Consider the following 16,042-nt stretch of genomic DNA (forward strand, 5'->3'; position numbering starts at 1 on the left):
TTCGCGGCAGCCGCTCAGCGGCTCCGGGAGTACCTTGCGTCCCGCCGACCCGGACACGCGCCCGCCGCCGTCGGACCCCCGCGGTAGCGTTGTGCTGTGCCTGAACACCTCCCTGACCACGTCCCTGACCCGCTGACCGTCGCGGAGCTCTCCGAATCCCAGCTCCTGGAGCGGATCTTCCCGCGCCTGCACTACGGCCAGGCGCACAACCCGTCCCTGATCCTGGGCCCCGGCGACGACGCCGCGATTGTGGCCGCGCCGGATGGCCGGACGGTCCTCAGCATCGACACGCAGGTGGTGGACCAGGACTTCCGCCTGGAGTGGAACAACGGCTACCGGACCACCGGCTACGACGTCGGCTGGAAGGCCGCCGCACAAAACCTCAGCGACATCAACGCCATGGGGGCACGGGCCACCTCCCTCGTCGTCAGCCTCACGATGCCCCCGGACACCCGTGTCGCCTGGGTCGAGGACTTCGCCGACGGAATCAGCGCCGGCATCCGGGAACTGGGCGCCCCGGGCTGCGCCGTGGCGGGGGGAGACCTGGGCCGGGGCCGCGAACTCGCGGTCAGCGTCGCGATCCTCGGCACCCTTGACGGCAAGGCGGCCGTGCTGCGGTCCGGCGCGCGCCCGGGGGACACCCTGGCATTGGCTGGCACCCTCGGACGCGCCGCAGCGGGCCTTGCGCTGCTGGAATCGGCAGTCCCGGTCGGCGACCTGAGCCGGGACCAACGCGCCCTCCTGGACACCCAGTGCCGGCCCCTGCCGCCGCTCGCGGCGGGACCGCTGGCCAGGGACTGCGGGGCCACGGCCATGATGGACATTTCCGATGGGCTGGTCCGAGACGGCAACCGGCTGGCAGCTGCCAGCCACGTGATGCTGAACCTGGACGCGTCCGTTTTGAAGGTCCTGGCCGGCCCGCTCCGGCCGGCCGCCGACCTGCTCCGCACAGATCCGCTGGACTGGGTGCTGGGCGGCGGAGAGGATCATGGATTGCTTGCCACATTCCCGCCGGGCGTTCAGCTGCCTCACGGTTTCACTGCGCTAGGCTCGGTAGGGGCCCTTGCACCAACGGACAGCACGGGCGTGACAATAGCGGGCAGGCCCGCTGACACTGTGGGATGGGATCACTTTGCAGACTAAAATTGCCGCCAACGCGCAAGCGATGAAGCGGTGGTTGGGCAAGGCAGAAACGACGCTTGGAAACCACAGCGACCGCCTGAACGCCATCAACATCTTTCCGGTCGCCGACGGCGACACCGGCACGAACCTTTACCTCACGGTCCGGGCCGCTGCCCAGGCACTGCACTGCCTGGACACCTCCGCGCTGCCCGTGATCAGCGCGGATCCGGCGATCCACTCCTTCGGCCCGCCGGACCCGGCGCAGAACGACGTCGGGGCCGTTTTGTCCCGCGCCGGCCTGGCGGCCATGGAGCAGGCCCGCGGCAACTCAGGCACCCTGTTCGCCGTGTTCCTCTGCGCCGCAGCCGAACCGCTTGCCGGCCACCACCGGCTCAGCGCACCGCTGTTTGCCGCTGCGTTGAACCGCGCCCAGCTCCGGGCCTGGTCCGCGCTAAGTGATCCGGTTCCGGGAACCATGCTGTCCGTGATGGAAGCCGCCGCCCGCGCGGCCGCGACAGTGGACGCCGAGCATAACGGTGACGACAGCAACCACGCCCTGGGCCTGGCCCTGGATGCCGCAGTCGAAGCGGCGCTGGCGGCCGTGGTGCGCACCGAAGGGCAGCTGGAGGCCCTGCACGCAGCGCACGTGGTGGACGCCGGCGGCGTGGGGATGCTGCTGATCCTCGACTGCCTCCGTTCCGCCGTGCTCGGCGAGGAACTCCAGGACCAGCTCCTGGACGGCCTGCACGGCTACGACGTGCAGGACCCGCACATCCATGCCGGTATGCCGCGGGACGAAGGTGTGGAAGTTATGTGCACCATCACGCTCTCGCCGCTCGACGCTGCAACGATGCGGCAACGGCTCGACGAAATCGGCGAGTCCGTCATCATGAGCCAGGCCGGCGCTACCGCCGACGCAAACGGGGCATACCGCTGGCGGGTCCACGTCCATGTGCCCGAGGCAGCACTTGCCATGGCCCTGATCCGGGCCCTCGGCGAACCCTCGGATATCAGCGTGTCAGAACTCGCCCTGCCGGAGGCCGAATTGGAGGCCGAGCCGCACGACGCAGGTCCCCGGGAACCCGCAGGACAGGCCGCCGACGGATATGAACGCTAAACCCGGCACCGAACCGGGCGCCACCGAACTGGGCACCACCGATCTGGGCGCCACCGAACTGGGCACCACCGAACTCGGGCTGGGCCTGGAACGCCGGATCGGCAAGCGTTCGGCGACGGTGATCGAAAAGCATCTCGGCATCACCACGGTTGGCGGTCTGCTGAATTACTTCCCCCGCCGCTACCTGGACCGCGGCGAACTCACCCCGATCAGTGAGGTCCCGCTCGACGAGGACGTTACCCTCATCGCGCGGGTCGTCTCCAGCAGCACCCGGTCGATGCGCGCCCGCCGTGGTTCCCTGACCGACGTCGTGATTTCCGACGACGCCGGGACCGGGCTCCCCGGCACCCTGAAGGTAAGCTTTTTCAACGGTTTCCGGGCCAAGGCCGCACTGCTGCCGGGCCGGCGCGCCTTGTTCTCCGGCAAGGTCACCCGCTACGCCGGTGCCCTGGGGCTGACCAACCCTGATTTCCTGCTGCTGGACGAGGATCCGGAAGCTCCGGGCAAGGATCCGGAAAAGCTCGCGGCCATGCCTATCCCGGTGTATCCGGCCACCGCCAAGCTCACCAGCTGGTCCATCCAGAAAGTCATCGAGACGCTGCTGGACACCGCAGACCTCGATGCAGTTCCGGACCCGTTGCCGGCGGAGATCGCGGACCGGGAGCACTTCCTGCCGATCGCGGAGGCCTACCGGCTCATCCATGCCCCCCAAGGGAACGCGGACTGGCAGCACGCACAGGACCGGTTCCGCTACCAGGAAGCGCTGGTGCTCCAGTCCGCGCTCGCCCGGCGCCGCGCCCAGCTCGCCGCGGAGGAAGCCACCGCCCGCCGGCCCCTCGCGGACGGCCTGCTGACAGCCTTTGACCGGCAGCTGCCGTTCACGCTGACCGCCGGCCAGGCCGCCGTCGGCAAGACGCTGGCCGCGGAGCTCGCCCAGGACTCGCCGATGAACCGCCTGCTGCAGGGCGAAGTCGGCTCCGGAAAAACGATTGTGGCCTTGCGCGCCATGCTGCAGGTTGTTGATGCGGGGGGACAGGCTGCCCTGCTGGCGCCCACCGAGGTCCTCGCCGCGCAGCACTTCGATTCGATCCGCCGCACACTCGGCCCGCTGTCCCGGGATGGGCTGCTGGGTGGCACGGACGCCGTCCAGGTCACGCTGCTCACCGGCTCCATGCCCACGGCAGCCCGGAAACAAGCAATGTTGGATGCCGCCTCCGGGAACGCCGGGATCATCATCGGCACCCATGCCCTGCTCAGCGACAACGTCTCCTTCTACGACTTGGGCCTGATCGTGGTCGATGAGCAGCACCGCTTCGGCGTCGAACAGCGCGACGTGCTCCGTTCCAAAGCCAGCAAACCCCCGCACCTGCTGGTAATGACCGCCACGCCCATCCCGAGGACAGTGGCCATGACAGTGTTCGGTGACCTGGAAACCTCCGTCCTCGACGAACTACCGGCCGGCCGCGCGCCGATCACCACGCACGTCGTCGGGCTCGCCGAGCACCCGGCCTGGGCCACGCGGATCTGGACGCGCTCCCGGGAAGAGATCGACGCCGGCCACCAGGTCTATATCGTCTGTCCCAAAATCGGCTCGGACGACGACGGCGACTTCAGCCCCGGCGAAGCCGAACCGTCCGACGCTGACCTCGCGGGCGACAACGGCGCACGCGAACTGGCATCCGTCACCGGCGTCGTCGAACAGCTCCGCGACGAACCGGCCCTGGCCGGGGTCAGCGTGGCGCCGCTGCACGGCCGGCAGGACCCGGTGCTCAAGTCCGGCACCATGGCCTCTTTCACCGCCAACCAAACCAAGCTGCTGGTCTCCACAACAGTGATCGAGGTGGGTGTGGATGTGCACAACGCCACCCTTATGGTCATTCTTGACGCGGACCGCTTCGGTATCTCCCAGCTCCACCAGCTCCGCGGCCGGGTGGGCCGCGGCGGGCTCCCGGGTATGTGCCTGCTCGTGACCACGCTGGAACCGGGCCATCCGAGCCGGCGCCGCCTCGACGCCGTCGCCGCGACCACCGACGGCTTTGAACTTTCGCAGGAGGACCTCAAGCTGCGCCGGGAGGGCGACATCCTGGGCGCCTCCCAGTCCGGCGGCCGTTCCACGCTGAAGCTCCTGCGGGTCCTGGAACACGAGGACGTGATCGCCCGGGCGCGGCAGGACGCGTGGCGTATTGTCGGCGCCGACCCGTCGCTGGAGTCCCACCCCGACCTCGCCGCGGCAATCGACGAATACCTCAATCCGGAAAAGGAGGCGTTCCTTGAACGCGGCTAAGAAAATCCAGGCGTCCCCGGCGGCACGGGCATGAGCCGCATCATCGCCGGCGCCGCCGGTGGCAGCACCTTGGTCAGTGTCCCGGGATCGTTGACCCGGCCCACCACCGACCGGGTCAAGGAAGCGCTCTTCTCGCGGCTGGACGCCTTCGAGGTGATAGCGGACGCCCGTGTGCTGGACCTCTACGCGGGATCCGGTTCCCTCGGTGTGGAAAGTGCCAGCCGGGGCGCGCACAGTGTGGACCTGGTGGAATTCGACGGCAAGGCCAGCGCGGTCTGCCAGCGCAACGCCGACCTCGTTAATACCGTTGTGGGGCGCAAAGTGGTTTCCGTGCACCGCTCGAAAGTCGATTCGTTCCTTGAACGGACCCAGGAGGGTGCCCGCTGGGACCTCGTCTTCCTGGATCCGCCCTACCCGCTGGACGAGCCGGGGCTGGCCGCGGTGCTCGCGCAGCTGGTCCCGCAGCTGGCCGAAGGTGCCGTCGTCGTGGTGGAGCGTTCATCGCGGACCCCCGAGCCGTCCTGGCCGGCGGGGATGGAACGCTTTGCGGAACGCAAGTACGGGGAGACGAAGCTCTGGTTCGCCGAACCGGGCGTGGAAGAAGTCCCGGCGGACGCATTGGGGGCAGAACCAGCGGAAGGAGCGGAGCGTGACGGCTAGTCCGACATTGCGTCCAGCGCGACCCCGGACAATACCTTCGCCGGGTGCGGCCCGCGGGCGGTAAGCGCTGCAGTCCACACCTCCGGCCACGGGCCCTGGGTGCCGGCCAGGATGATGTTGCCGGGATAGCGGCCGCTGAACATGCCGGTCTCAGCGCAAGCGGCGACGTCGGTCATGGCCCGGCGCAGCGCGGCCACCTGGCTGCGGACCAGGGTGAGCCCGGGTTCGTCGCCCACATTAACTACCAGGACGCCGCGGGCAGTGAGCTTCGCCGCGGCCTCCCGGTAAAACTCGGTGCAGGCGAGGTGTTCGGGTGCCTCGGGCCCGGAGAAAATGTCAAGGATCACAACGTCGAAGCTCAGTTCCGGCGGCAGTTCGGCCAAGGCCGCCCTGGCGTCGCCGATCAGCGGGTGCAGCTCCGTGCCGTCCGGCAGCGGGAGCTGCTGCAGCACAAAGTCCAACAGCTCCCGCTCCAGCTCCACCGCGTACTGCACCGAGCCCGGCCGGGTGGCCTGGATGTAGCGGGCAAGCGTCAGCGCCCCGGCCCCAAGATGGAGCGCTGTGATGGGTTCGCCCCACGGTGCCGCGAGGTCCACCACGTGGCCGATCCGGCGCAGGTACTCGTAGAAAATATCCGCGGGCTCGGCCAGGTTGACGTGCGACTGTTCCGCCCCGCCGATGCTGAGCACAAAGCCGCCGTCGGTAAAGGCATCGGGTTCGATCGTGGCGTGTTGGCCGGTGGTCCGCAGGAAGCGGGTGGCCGCGGGAGTGTCCCGCATCAGAGCCGGTCGCGGAGGGTCGCAAGCCGTTCGGCGGCTTCCTGCAGGACGCTAATCTTCTTGCAGAACGCGAAGCGCAGCAGGCTCCGGGTGCGTTCGGCGCCGACCGGGTGGCAAAAGACCGCGACCGGAATGGCTGCGACACCCACCAGGGACGGCAGGCGGCGGGCCAGCTCCACGGCGTCGGAGATGCCGAGCGGAGCCGTGTCCACGTTGACGAAGTACGTTCCCTGCGGTGTCAGCACGTCGAAGCCCGCAGCCCGCAGGCCGTCACTGAGGACGTCCCGTTTGAGCTGGAGGGTATCGGCGATTCCGGTGTAGAACTCATCCGGCAGGCCCAGCCCGGCCGCAATGGCGCTCTGGAACGGCGTACCGGAGCTGTAGCTCAGGAACTGCTTGACCGTGCGGGCGGCGGCGACCAGATGCTCCGGTCCGCTGAGCCAACCGATCTTCCAGCCGGTAAAAGAAAAGGTCTTCCCGGCGGAAGAAATGGTCAGCGTCCGTTCCGCGGCGCCCGGCAGCGTGGCCACCGGGATGTGCCGGGCACCAAAGGTGAGGTGCTCGTACACCTCGTCGGTGATGATCACGGCGTTGTACCTGGTGGCGAGCTCGACGACGCGTTCGAGCACCTCGAGCGGGAACACCGCCCCGGTGGGATTGTGCGGGTTGTTCACCAGCACCACCTTGGTGCGGCTGCTGAACGCTGCCTCGAGCGCGTCCAGGTCCGGCATAAAGTCGGGGGCCAGCAGCGGTGCGGTGACGTGCCGGGCACCGGAGAGGCCAATAATCGCACCGTAGGAGTCGTAGAACGGCTCGAAGGTGAGGACCTCGTCGCCCGTCCCCACAAGCGCCAACAGCGAGGCGGCGATGGCCTCGGTGGCGCCGGTAGTGACAATAATTTCGGTTTGCGGATCCGGGGCCAGCCCGTAGAAGCGTTCCTGGTGCAGGGAAATCGCCTCCCGCAGCTCCAGGATGCCCTTCCCGGGGGCGTACTGGTTGGCGCCGGCAGCGATGGCGGCCTGCGCGGCAGCCTTGATTTCCACCGGGCCGTCTTCGTCCGGGAAACCCTGGCCGAGGTTGATGGCACCCGTCTGCAGGGCGAGGGTGGTCATTTCCTCGAAGATGGTGACGCCGAGGCTGCCGTCGGGGGAGAGCAGGTTCGCTCCTGAGGCGGTCCGCTGCCAGGGGGACGGTTGGGGGAAGTTCATCAGCTGCCCGTCTTCCGGCCGCGCCCGGTGAACTTGTCCATCGTGGCGTAGATCCCGAACACCTTCCCGCCCACGAAGTCCCAGGCCCGCACCGGCAGTATGCCGCGCAGCACCTTGCCCAATTGCGCAGCCGCCGGGGCGATCAGTTGCGGCCGGCCGGCGGCAGTGGCCCGCCAGGCGCGGTCAACGGCGTCGTCCGGGGTCATCAGCGGCGTCAGCAGCGGTCCGCGGGCGCCCTCGAACATCCCGGTGGAAATGTAGCTGGGGCAGAACGTCGTGACTGCGAGGTGGCCGAAGCCTTGCTGTTCGAGCTCCAGCCGGAGCGAATCGCTCCAGCCGATGACAGCCCACTTGGACGCGGCGTACACGCTCATCCGCGGATTGGAGACGGTGCCGGCGGCCGAGGCGATGTTGAGGATCCGGCGGGGCCGGCCGGCGTCGGCCATCATGGCCGGCAGGAACGCGTGGGTGACGTACATCGGTGCCAGCGCGTTGATATCCATGGTCAGTGCGATGTCCCGCTCCGGGCTGTGGTCCCAGAAGAGCGCGCCGCGAACGATTCCGGCGTTATTGACCAGCAGGGTCAGCGGGCCTTCCTCCCGGCACGTTTCGGCGGCGTCGGCAATCGCTGCGCGGTCGGCGAGATCCACCTCCCGGACGACGGCGCGCGCTCCGAGGGCGGCTACCTCGGCTGCGGTCTTGGCGAGGCCGTCGGCGTCGACGTCCCAGAGAATTACGACGGCGGCGCCCTCGCGGGCCGCCCGCAGGGCGTACAGGCGGCCCATGCCCATGGCGGCCCCGGTCACGAGAACCGCGCCGCCGGAGACGGTAAAGGGAATGCTTGATGCTGACATTCAGCCATGCTATCCCGGCCGGTGCCGGCAATACGGTAGGTTCGGAGCATGAGACGCGCCGTATGCCCTGGCTCCTTTGATCCGATCCACAACGGCCACCTGGAAGTCATCGCCAGGGCCGCCGGTCTCTTTGACGAGGTTATTGTGGGCGTCTCCACAAACTACGCCAAGAAATACCGCTTCACCCTCGAGGAACGCCTTGATATGGCCAGGGAAACCCTGGCGTCCCTGCGCGGCATAGTTGTGGAACCGGTAGGGGAGGGACTGCTCGCGGAGTACTGCCGCCAGCGGGGGGTGTCCGCCATCGTCAAGGGCCTGCGTTCCTCCTCCGACTTCGACTACGAACTGCCGATGGCGACGATGAACCGCCAACTCACCGGCGTCGAGACGGTCTTCCTTCCGGCCGAAAGCCACTACCTGCACTTGTCTTCGACGCTGATCAAGGAAGTGTTTTCCCTGGGCGGCAATGTGTCCGAGTTTGTGCCCCGCTCCGTGCTGAAACGGCTGCGCGGCGGCGACCCGGTCCAGGACCAGCCGCGCAGAGGGTAAGCTTGATCGGTACTCGGCGGCCTGCTGCCGGTTGCGCGGCCGAAACCTAAGCGGCCTGCGGTGTGAACCGCGGGTGTGCCCCCGGTTTGAGTCCGCCCGGAAGATCAGGCTAAGATAGTACGTCGGTCATATGTTCAACAGGAGTTCTCATTAAACGAGATGCTAGTTCGCCCTTGGCGTTCGACGTCAAGGACCTCGGACGCAGTCCGGGAAGCATGCGGACGCTGAAGGAACATGTACCCGCACCAGAAGATCTTGGTGTGGCGCTCATTGGTGTGCAGCAAGGCTCGGATGTTGAGCTGGATCTGCGGCTGGAGGCCGTACACGAAGGAATTTTGGTATCAGGAACCGCGCACGTAGAAGTTACTGGCGAATGCGGCCGATGCCTGGATCCCCTTGCGTATGACCAAGAGGTCGATGTGCAAGAACTTTTCTTCTACGAGGACGCAGAGTTCTCGGATGAAGAAGACGAAGAAGAGCAACGTCGAGTCGAGCACGATCTGATCGATCTTGAACCGGTGTTGCGGGACGCAGTTGTTACCATACTGCCGTTCCAGCCGGTGTGCCGGGAAGACTGCCAGGGCCTTTGCTCCGAATGCGGAGTTCGCCTGGAAGACGAGCCGGGGCATCACCACGAGGTGGTAGATCCTCGCTGGGCTGCCCTAGCTGACTTGGCTAAGCCTGACCGGCAAAACTGATTTGTAAGTGTTGGACTAGAGAGAAATGAGTTAGCCGTGGCTGTCCCGAAGCGGAAAATGTCTCGCTCGAATACCCGCGCCCGCCGCTCCCAGTGGAAGGCAACCGCCCCCCACCTGGTGAAGACTGTCGAGAACGGCCAGGTTACATACAGCCTGCCGCACCAGGCAAAGGTCGTTACCGACTCGGCTGGCACCGCGCTGTTCCTTGAATACAAGGGCCGCAAGGTCGCAGACGTCTAATCCGCCAACTGGCTGACTAAGATGTCTTCAACTGAAGAGCTTCTGAAGCGTCTCGGTGTCTCTATTGACGCCGGGACGCTTCGTCTTGCGCTCACACACCGTTCCTACGCCTACGAAAACGGCGGTATCCCCACCAACGAACGTCTCGAGTTCCTGGGCGACTCCATTTTGGGGTTCTCGGTCACCGACGCTTTGTACCGTGACAACCCCACACTGCCCGAAGGGGACCTGGCCAAGCGCCGGTCCGCCGTCGTGAGCACCCGTGCCCTCGCGGGCATCGGCCGCAGCATCGGGCTCGGGGAGTTCATCTATCTGGGGCAGGGCGAAAAGCTCACCGAGGGTAAAAACAAAGCGTCCATCCTTGCGGACACCATGGAAGCGCTGATCGGCGCCACCTATATCTCCAATGACATTGAAACCGCACGCCAGCTGGTCATGCGGCTGATCGGGCCGTTGCTGAAGGACGCCGCTGCGCTCGGCGCGGGGACCGACTGGAAAACGAACATCCAGGAGCTGGCGGCCGCCCGCCAGCTCGGGACGATCAACTATGCAGTGGAGGGTTCCGGGCCGGACCACGCCCGCACGTTCGAGGCCATCCTGCGGATCGGCGGCAACGACTACGGCAACGGCTCCGGAAACTCCAAAAAAGAGGCCGAACAGGAAGCTGCAGCGGACGCCTGGCGCAGGCTCTCCGCACCGCCGGCGGCGGAACCGGCAGCGGTGCCCGTCGAACCCGCGCCCGAGGGGCAGCAACTGCAGTCCCAGCCCGGCGCCTAGGCACGCACCGTGCCTGAACTGCCCGAGGTTGAAGTGGTCCGCCGCGGACTGGTCGACTGGGTCCGGGGCCGGACCATCACCGCCGTCGAGGTGGTGGACCCCCGCTCCATCCGCCGGCACACGCTCGGTCCGGAGGACTTCGCCGGAAACCTTGAAGGCGCCCGCGTCCTGGACGTCGTCCGGCGCGGCAAGTTCCTCTGGCTGCCGCTGGCGGACACGCCCGGGGCCCCGCCCGACGTCGGCCGGTCCGAGAGCGGCAGGCCCACTGTAGCGCTGATGGCGCATCTGGGGATGTCCGGGCAACTGTTGATGCAGGAATCCTCCAGTGCCGACGAGAAGCACCTGAAAGTGCGGCTGCAGCTCAGCCCGGCCGACGGTATGCCCGACCAGCTCCGCTTTGTGGACCAGCGGATCTTCGGCGGCCTGTTCCTCACCTCGCTGATCCCCACGGCCGACGGCGGTCCCGGCGGCCTGGCCGAAACGCCGCTGCCGCTGATTGCTGCGGAAGCCGCCCACATCGCGCGGGACCCGCTGGACCCGGAGTTCTCCTTCGAGGAGTTCTACCGGCGTCTGCGGGCCCGGAAGACAGGCCTCAAACGTGCACTGCTTGATCAGGGGCTGGTCTCCGGGATCGGCAATATCTACGCGGACGAGTCTCTTTGGCGGGCGAAGCTGCATTATGCCCGGCCCACCGACACCCTGCGCCGGGCCGACGCCCTGCGGGTCCTGGACGCCGCGCGCGAGGTCATGACGGATGCCCTGGCCGCCGGCGGGACAAGTTTTGATTCGCTCTACGTCAACGTCAACGGGGCCTCCGGGTACTTCGACCGCGCGCTCAACGCCTACGGCCGCGAAGGCCAGGAGTGCAAGCGCTGCGCCGCCGTCGGCCTGGTGAGCCTGATGAAGCGCGAACAGTTTATGAACCGTTCCTCCTACACCTGCCCCGTCTGCCAACCGCGGCCACGGAACGGCCGCTGGTAACTGAGCCCGCTGGTAACTGAGCCCGCGGACGGACCGGCACCCGGACACCGCGCGGTCTAGTGCCGGCCGTAGTGCCGGGCCAGCCGCGCCAGGCCCTCGTCCAGCGTGACGGCCGGGGTCCAGTCGAGGAGTTTGCGGGTCTCGCGCTGGTCAAACCAGTGGGCAGTGGAGAGCTGCTCGGCAAGGAACCTGGTCATGGGAGGTTCCGCAGTCCGGCCGGCCCGGGTCCAGAGCTTTTCCACCAGCGATCCGGCCGCCCGCGCGAGGCCGCCCGGGACCTTCCACGACGGCGCCGGGACGCCGCCCGCGGCGCAAATGCCCGCCAGCAGCTCACCGACCGGCCGGGGTTCCCCGTTGCTGATGACCAGCGCCCGGCCGTGAATGTGCTCCATCCGATGCAACGCGGCGACGATCGCCGAGGCGGCATTGTCCACATACGTGGTGTCAATCAGGGCCGCCCCGGAGTCGAGCAGCGGCAGCCGGCCGCGGCCGGCGCGGTCCAGGACCCGTTCCACCAGCTGTGTATCCCCGGGACCCCAGACGATGTGCGGGCGCACCGCCGCGACCCTGAATTCCGCTGAGTCCGCGGCCAGTGCCAGCAGTTCGGCCGCGGCCTTGGTGCGGGAGTAGTCGCCGTGCGCGCGGGCCGGGTCGGCCGGATCGGCGCCCAGCCCGGCGATGGCAGCGCCGGAATTTGCCACGGAGGGGGAGGAGACGAACACCACTGACCGGACCCCGGCCTCGCGGGCCGCACCGAGCAAGCTGCCGGTGGCCGCGACATTCACCGCGTCGAACTCCGCGGCCCGTCCGGTGAAGGAGACCTTCGCGGCCAAGTGGATGACGCCTTCGGTGCCGGCGACGGCGCGGCGGACGGCGCTCGGGTCCGTGATGGACCCGGTCAGGTCGGCCGCGCCGGCGATGCCCGAGGGGCGGCGCTGGAAGGTGGTGACGTCGTGGCCCTGGCGCACGAGCTGCCGGGCCACTTCCCCGCCGAGCAGGCCGCTCGCGCCGGTCACGAGCACCCTCAAGGTGTGCCTGCCCGGCCGCCGGCCAGGACTCCGGACGCCCACCGGGCCAGGCGGGTGCGGTCGATCTTGGCATTGTGGCGGATGTCCGTCGGCTGGGCCCGGACCACCAGCACGGCAGCGACGTTCACGCCGTCTGCCCGGGCGGCCGCCCGGACCCGCGCTGCCAGTTCCGGTGCCGCGGGGCCGGACCGGCGCGCGGGCGGGACGGTCTCGACGACGGCCACAACGGCCTGCGTTCCCGCCGGGCCCACTCCGACGAGGGCGGCAGGCCCGACGCCGTCCAGCCGTTCAAGGGACTGCTCGGTGCCCACGGGGGTGAGAACGGCATCCGGGCCCGTCACAACGTGTGCGAGGCGGCCTTCCACCCAGAGCCGGCCCGCGGCGTCGAAGTGCCCCACATCGCCGGTGCGGTGCCACCCGGCGGTGCGGGCACTCTCAAGCTGGGTCAGCCAGAGCCTGTCGTAGCTCTCTTTTACGTGCGGGGCGCTGACCAGGATCTCGCCGGTGACTCCCGGTTCCGTGACCGGGTTGTCTCCGGGGGCGGTGCCGTCGGCAGCGAGCGGGATCAGGGCCACCCGGGCGCCGTAAACCGGCTGTCCCACACACACGCCGTTGCCGGCGCCGGCCATGGTTCCGGCAGCCGCGTCCGCCCCGGCGTCGCGGATCTGTTCGAAGCTGATGTCCGTGACGGGCAGCGCTTCGGTCATTCCGTACGGGGTATGCAGCGAGGCGTGCGGCAGCAGCCGCTGCACGCCGGCGAGGAGGGCTTCGGGAACGGGGGCGCCGGCGGAGAGCAGCAGCTCCACACGCTCCAGCGCCCGGTGCCCCGCGGTGCCCAGGCCGTCCCGGGTGGCGAGGACGTTGCGCAGCGCCGCCGGGGAAGCGAAGACCACTGTGGCGTCGATGGCCGCCGCGGCGTGTGCCAGTGCCTGGGCGGTCAGGGTGCCCGGAGCCGTGACGTCCATGGCGGGCGTTACGGAGACGGCTCCCAAGGCTGGTCCCAACAGTGCGAACGGCGCAAAACCCGCCACCAACCGCGCGCCCGGGCGGATCTCCAGCGTCCTGGCCACGGTGTCCCGCATCGCGGCCAGGCGCCGGTGCGTGTAAAGCACGCCCTTGGCGGGGCCGGTGGAGCCCGAGGTGAAGAGCACCGCCGCTGGCGCGTCCGCATCCGGTGCCTGCGGTGCTGGCATCCCGGACAGTGCATTGCCCCGGCGGGTGAGCGCAGGGAGGGAGGTTTCCACGGCGAGGAGCCGGCGGCGGGCAGCCGGCAGGTCACGCACGCTGATCCGCCGTCCAGGCCAGCCGAGCACGGCGGCGGCGGCAAGGGCCTTCTCGATTCCGATCAGGAAATCCGGGGTAGCGCCCTTGACGGCGCGGCTCAGGCCGCGGGTGCCGAGGCCCGCGTCGGCCACCACCACCACGGCGCCCAGCCTCAGGCAGGCGTACAGCACCACCGTCAGGTCCACGCCCGGCGGAACCATCAGGCTGACCCGGCTGCCGGCCCGGACGCCGGTGTCCGCCAGTCCTGCGGCGGTGGCTGCAACATGCTGTTCCAGGTCCCGCCAGTTTAATGCCCGTGCCACGGTGCCGTCCGCGGCCATCTCCGCGACGGCGGTCCCGGCGCCGTCGGGTCCCGCCGCGAGCTCCGTGAGCGGCGCCCACAGGGCCGGGGCCGGGATGCCGTGGGCCGGCGTCGGGGCAGGCTGCGCAGCGCCAGCCCCGATCGTTCCAGCCCCGATCGGGCCAGCCCCGATCGGGCCAGCCGCCTCGGCGTTTGCCGGATCGCTGTTGGCGCAGTGCCCGGCGAGCCACTCGAAGATGGGCGTGGCGATGTCCCGGTCCTCGGCGACCAGGTGGCCGGCGCCCTCGAAGCGGTGGACTTTTGCGTGCGGCAGCCGGCCCAGCAGGTCTTTGAGGTACCGGTCGGAGAAGATCGGGTCCCGGGGTCCCCAGAGCATCAGTGCCGGCACGCTCAGCCCGCGCAGGCCCTCGGCAACCCGGTTGAGTGCGGGAAAGCTGGGATGGGACGCGTCGACGGGAATGTCCGCGACGAAGTTTCCCACGCCGTCGCGGCGGCCGGCGCCGCGATAGGGGGCCAGGTAGGTGCTGCGGACGTCCGCGGCCAGCGGCGGGTGCGCCAGGGAGTGCGTCACCCGCAGGAAGGCGTCCGACGTTGTGGTTCCCCAGCGGTGCACGGCCGGGTGCAGGGCAAGCCGCAGCGCCGGCGGGATGGGCGAGTCCGCGGGCTGGTGCACGGCGGTGTTCGTCAGGACAACGCCGGCGAGCTGCTGCGGATGGGCCAGGGCCCAGCCGAGGCTGATCACACCACCCCAGTCGTGGCCGACGGTGACCACCGGACCGTCCAGGCCGAGCGCGGCGGTGAGGTCGCCGAGATCACTGATCCGGTCCGCCAGCCGCCGGAACGTGCCGGTGCGCTCGGAGAAGCCCATGTCCAGCTGATCCACCGCGACCACCCGCCAGGGGTGCGCGGGGTCAGATCCGGCGGCCAGCAGGGTCCGCCACAGGTAGGACCAGGTGGGGTTGCCGTGCACACACAGCACGGTCCCGGCCGGTGTCAGCCCGCGGCGGGAGAGCTGCGCGCCGTTGTCGAGCAGGTGCCAGCGGCGCACCGTTCCGGGCGGATCAGCAGCTGAGCCGGACGCCACCTCGATTTCGCGCGACCATTCCGGGTCGACGCCGGGCCAGCCGCCGGCTACCAAACGATTTCCACCATCGCGGTGTTGAGGCCCGAACCGACGCCCATGCACAGCACACGGTCACCGGATCCAAGGTTCTGCGCCTCGGCGGCCAGGGTCATCGGGAGGGAAGCCGGTCCCACGTTGCCCCAGTGCGGGAACGTGATGGGCACCTTATCCGGATCCAGGTCGATGGCGTCGATGATGGCCTGGGTGTAGGCGGTGCTCACCTGGTGCGTGACATAACGGTCCATCGAGCCCCAGTCCCATTCCGGCTGCGCCTCATGCCAGGCGTCGACTACCAGCTGCAGGCCGCCGTCGAGCAGGCCCTTTGTATCCGTTGTCATACCGTCGATGCCGCCCACACACAGCTCGTGGTGCTCTGTTCCGGCGCGCATCACGCCGCCAAGGATCCGGTGCGCCCCGGGGTGCTCGTCCGCCGGGCCCAGGACTGCCGCAGCGGCGCCGGAACCGAGGGTCAGGGTGGCAAACTCGCGGTTGAAGTCCGCGCGGGTGGTCTCCGGCCGCTGCAGCCGGGCCAGGGTGGCCTCCTGCGTAGCCTGGGCGTCCTCTCCGTTGACAATCACCGCGTACTTGATCTGGCCGGAGTCGATCATGTTGGCCGCCAGTGTCATGCCGTTGACAAAGCCGAGGCAGGCGTTGGCAAGGTCGAAGTTCATCGCGGACGACGGCAGGCCGAGCCCATGGTGGATTTTCACCGCGACCGACGGTTCGAGGTTCCGCCGCGTCACGGAGGTATTGATTAGCAGGCCCACCTCGGTTGCTTCGATGCCGGACTCGGCCAAGGCCTTTGCGCCCGCCTCGATGGCGGCGTCGTCGAACGATGTCCCGGGGGCCCACCACCGCCGGTGGGTGACGCCGGCAACGCGTTCCAGCAGCTTTGGCGGGAATTTCAACCGGCGCAGTGTGGCGGACAGTTTGTGGTCGAAATCCGTGGAACTGATGATCCTCGGAGCTTCGACGCTGGTCACCGAAAGCAAGGCGGTGTTGCGGTGCCGGAATGTTGCATTCCCTATCAATTCAAG

At 68.7% G+C, this 16,042-nt stretch carries 15 protein-coding genes; 9 read left to right on the top strand and 6 right to left on the bottom strand.

The window, feature by feature from the left end:
- Positions 1 to 96 precede the first annotated feature (96 nt).
- From QMG72_RS01410 to rsmD, 4 genes are read left to right on the top strand one after another with little or no spacing between them, the layout of a single operon-like run.
- Positions 97 to 1,143: a thiamine-phosphate kinase gene (locus tag QMG72_RS01410; RefSeq protein ID WP_283479416.1), complete on the top strand. Its 1,047-nt coding sequence runs from the start codon at positions 97 to 99 to the stop codon at positions 1,141 to 1,143.
- A 22-nt stretch (positions 1,144 to 1,165) separates the two neighbouring features.
- Positions 1,166 to 2,239 (top strand): DAK2 domain-containing protein, encoded by a 1,074-nt coding sequence (locus QMG72_RS01415; RefSeq protein ID WP_226776240.1) that lies wholly within the window; start codon positions 1,166 to 1,168, stop codon positions 2,237 to 2,239.
- Entirely contained in the window at positions 2,229 to 4,523 is a 2,295-nt protein-coding gene (locus tag QMG72_RS01420) for an ATP-dependent DNA helicase RecG (protein ID WP_283479418.1), read from the top strand. Before QMG72_RS01415 ends, QMG72_RS01420 begins: the two co-directional genes overlap by 11 nt.
- Positions 4,524 to 4,553: 30 nt before the next feature.
- Positions 4,554 to 5,183 (top strand): 16S rRNA (guanine(966)-N(2))-methyltransferase RsmD, encoded by a 630-nt coding sequence (gene rsmD / locus QMG72_RS01425; protein WP_283479419.1) that lies wholly within the window; start codon positions 4,554 to 4,556, stop codon positions 5,181 to 5,183.
- Here the strand turns inward: rsmD and QMG72_RS01430 are convergent.
- The 3 genes from QMG72_RS01430 to QMG72_RS01440 are packed head-to-tail and all read right to left on the bottom strand — an operon-like array spanning position 5,180 to position 8,024.
- On the bottom strand, positions 5,180 to 5,962 hold the full coding sequence (locus QMG72_RS01430; RefSeq protein ID WP_283479420.1) for a spermidine synthase: 783 nt from the start codon (positions 5,960 to 5,962) through the stop codon (positions 5,180 to 5,182). The genes rsmD and QMG72_RS01430 overlap by 4 nt on opposite strands.
- Positions 5,962 to 7,170, bottom strand: coding sequence for an aminotransferase class I/II-fold pyridoxal phosphate-dependent enzyme (locus tag QMG72_RS01435; RefSeq protein ID WP_283479421.1), 1,209 nt, complete (start codon positions 7,168 to 7,170; stop codon positions 5,962 to 5,964). Before QMG72_RS01435 ends, QMG72_RS01430 begins: the two co-directional genes overlap by 1 nt.
- Positions 7,170 to 8,024 carry an SDR family NAD(P)-dependent oxidoreductase gene (locus tag QMG72_RS01440; RefSeq protein ID WP_283479422.1) on the bottom strand — a complete coding sequence of 285 codons (855 nt, stop codon included), beginning with the start codon at positions 8,022 to 8,024 and terminating at the stop codon, positions 7,170 to 7,172. Before QMG72_RS01440 ends, QMG72_RS01435 begins: the two co-directional genes overlap by 1 nt.
- A 48-nt stretch (positions 8,025 to 8,072) precedes the next feature.
- On the opposite strand from QMG72_RS01440, the gene coaD reads away from it, so the two are divergent.
- From coaD to mutM, 5 genes are all read left to right on the top strand, one after another.
- Positions 8,073 to 8,573 carry a pantetheine-phosphate adenylyltransferase gene (gene coaD / locus QMG72_RS01445; protein WP_226776188.1) on the top strand — a complete coding sequence of 167 codons (501 nt, stop codon included), beginning with the start codon at positions 8,073 to 8,075 and terminating at the stop codon, positions 8,571 to 8,573.
- Between the two features lie 173 nt (positions 8,574 to 8,746).
- Complete coding sequence (locus QMG72_RS01450; protein ID WP_226776187.1) at positions 8,747 to 9,271, top strand: YceD family protein; 525 nt, start codon at positions 8,747 to 8,749, stop codon at positions 9,269 to 9,271.
- A gap of 36 nt (positions 9,272 to 9,307) precedes the next feature.
- Entirely contained in the window at positions 9,308 to 9,511 is a 204-nt protein-coding gene (gene rpmF / locus QMG72_RS01455) for a 50S ribosomal protein L32 (RefSeq protein ID WP_009356569.1), read from the top strand.
- 21 nt (positions 9,512 to 9,532) lie between these two features.
- On the top strand, positions 9,533 to 10,288 hold the full coding sequence (gene rnc, locus QMG72_RS01460; protein WP_226776186.1) for a ribonuclease III: 756 nt from the start codon (positions 9,533 to 9,535) through the stop codon (positions 10,286 to 10,288).
- Between the two features lie 9 nt (positions 10,289 to 10,297).
- Complete coding sequence (mutM, locus tag QMG72_RS01465; protein ID WP_226776185.1) at positions 10,298 to 11,269, top strand: bifunctional DNA-formamidopyrimidine glycosylase/DNA-(apurinic or apyrimidinic site) lyase; 972 nt, start codon at positions 10,298 to 10,300, stop codon at positions 11,267 to 11,269.
- Between the two features lie 56 nt (positions 11,270 to 11,325).
- On the opposite strand, the gene QMG72_RS01470 is transcribed toward mutM, so the two are convergent.
- The 3 genes from QMG72_RS01470 to QMG72_RS01480 are packed head-to-tail and all read right to left on the bottom strand — an operon-like array spanning position 11,326 to position 16,036.
- Positions 11,326 to 12,297, bottom strand: a complete 972-nt coding sequence (locus tag QMG72_RS01470; protein ID WP_283479434.1) for an NAD-dependent epimerase/dehydratase family protein — start codon at positions 12,295 to 12,297, stop codon at positions 11,326 to 11,328.
- Positions 12,294 to 15,020 (bottom strand): alpha/beta fold hydrolase, encoded by a 2,727-nt coding sequence (locus tag QMG72_RS01475; protein WP_283479436.1) that lies wholly within the window; start codon positions 15,018 to 15,020, stop codon positions 12,294 to 12,296. Before QMG72_RS01475 ends, QMG72_RS01470 begins: the two co-directional genes overlap by 4 nt.
- The gene (locus QMG72_RS01480) at positions 15,014 to 16,036 is read right to left on the bottom strand and encodes a 3-oxoacyl-ACP synthase III (protein WP_226776181.1); all 1,023 of its coding nucleotides are present in this window, start codon (positions 16,034 to 16,036) and stop codon (positions 15,014 to 15,016) included. The genes QMG72_RS01475 and QMG72_RS01480 overlap by 7 nt, the downstream gene beginning before the upstream one ends.
- Between the last annotated feature and the right edge of the window lie 6 nt (positions 16,037 to 16,042).

This window comes from Pseudarthrobacter sp. PH31-O2 (assembly GCF_030063265.1).
In the GTDB taxonomy this organism is placed as follows: Bacteria; Actinomycetota; Actinomycetes; order Actinomycetales; family Micrococcaceae; genus Arthrobacter.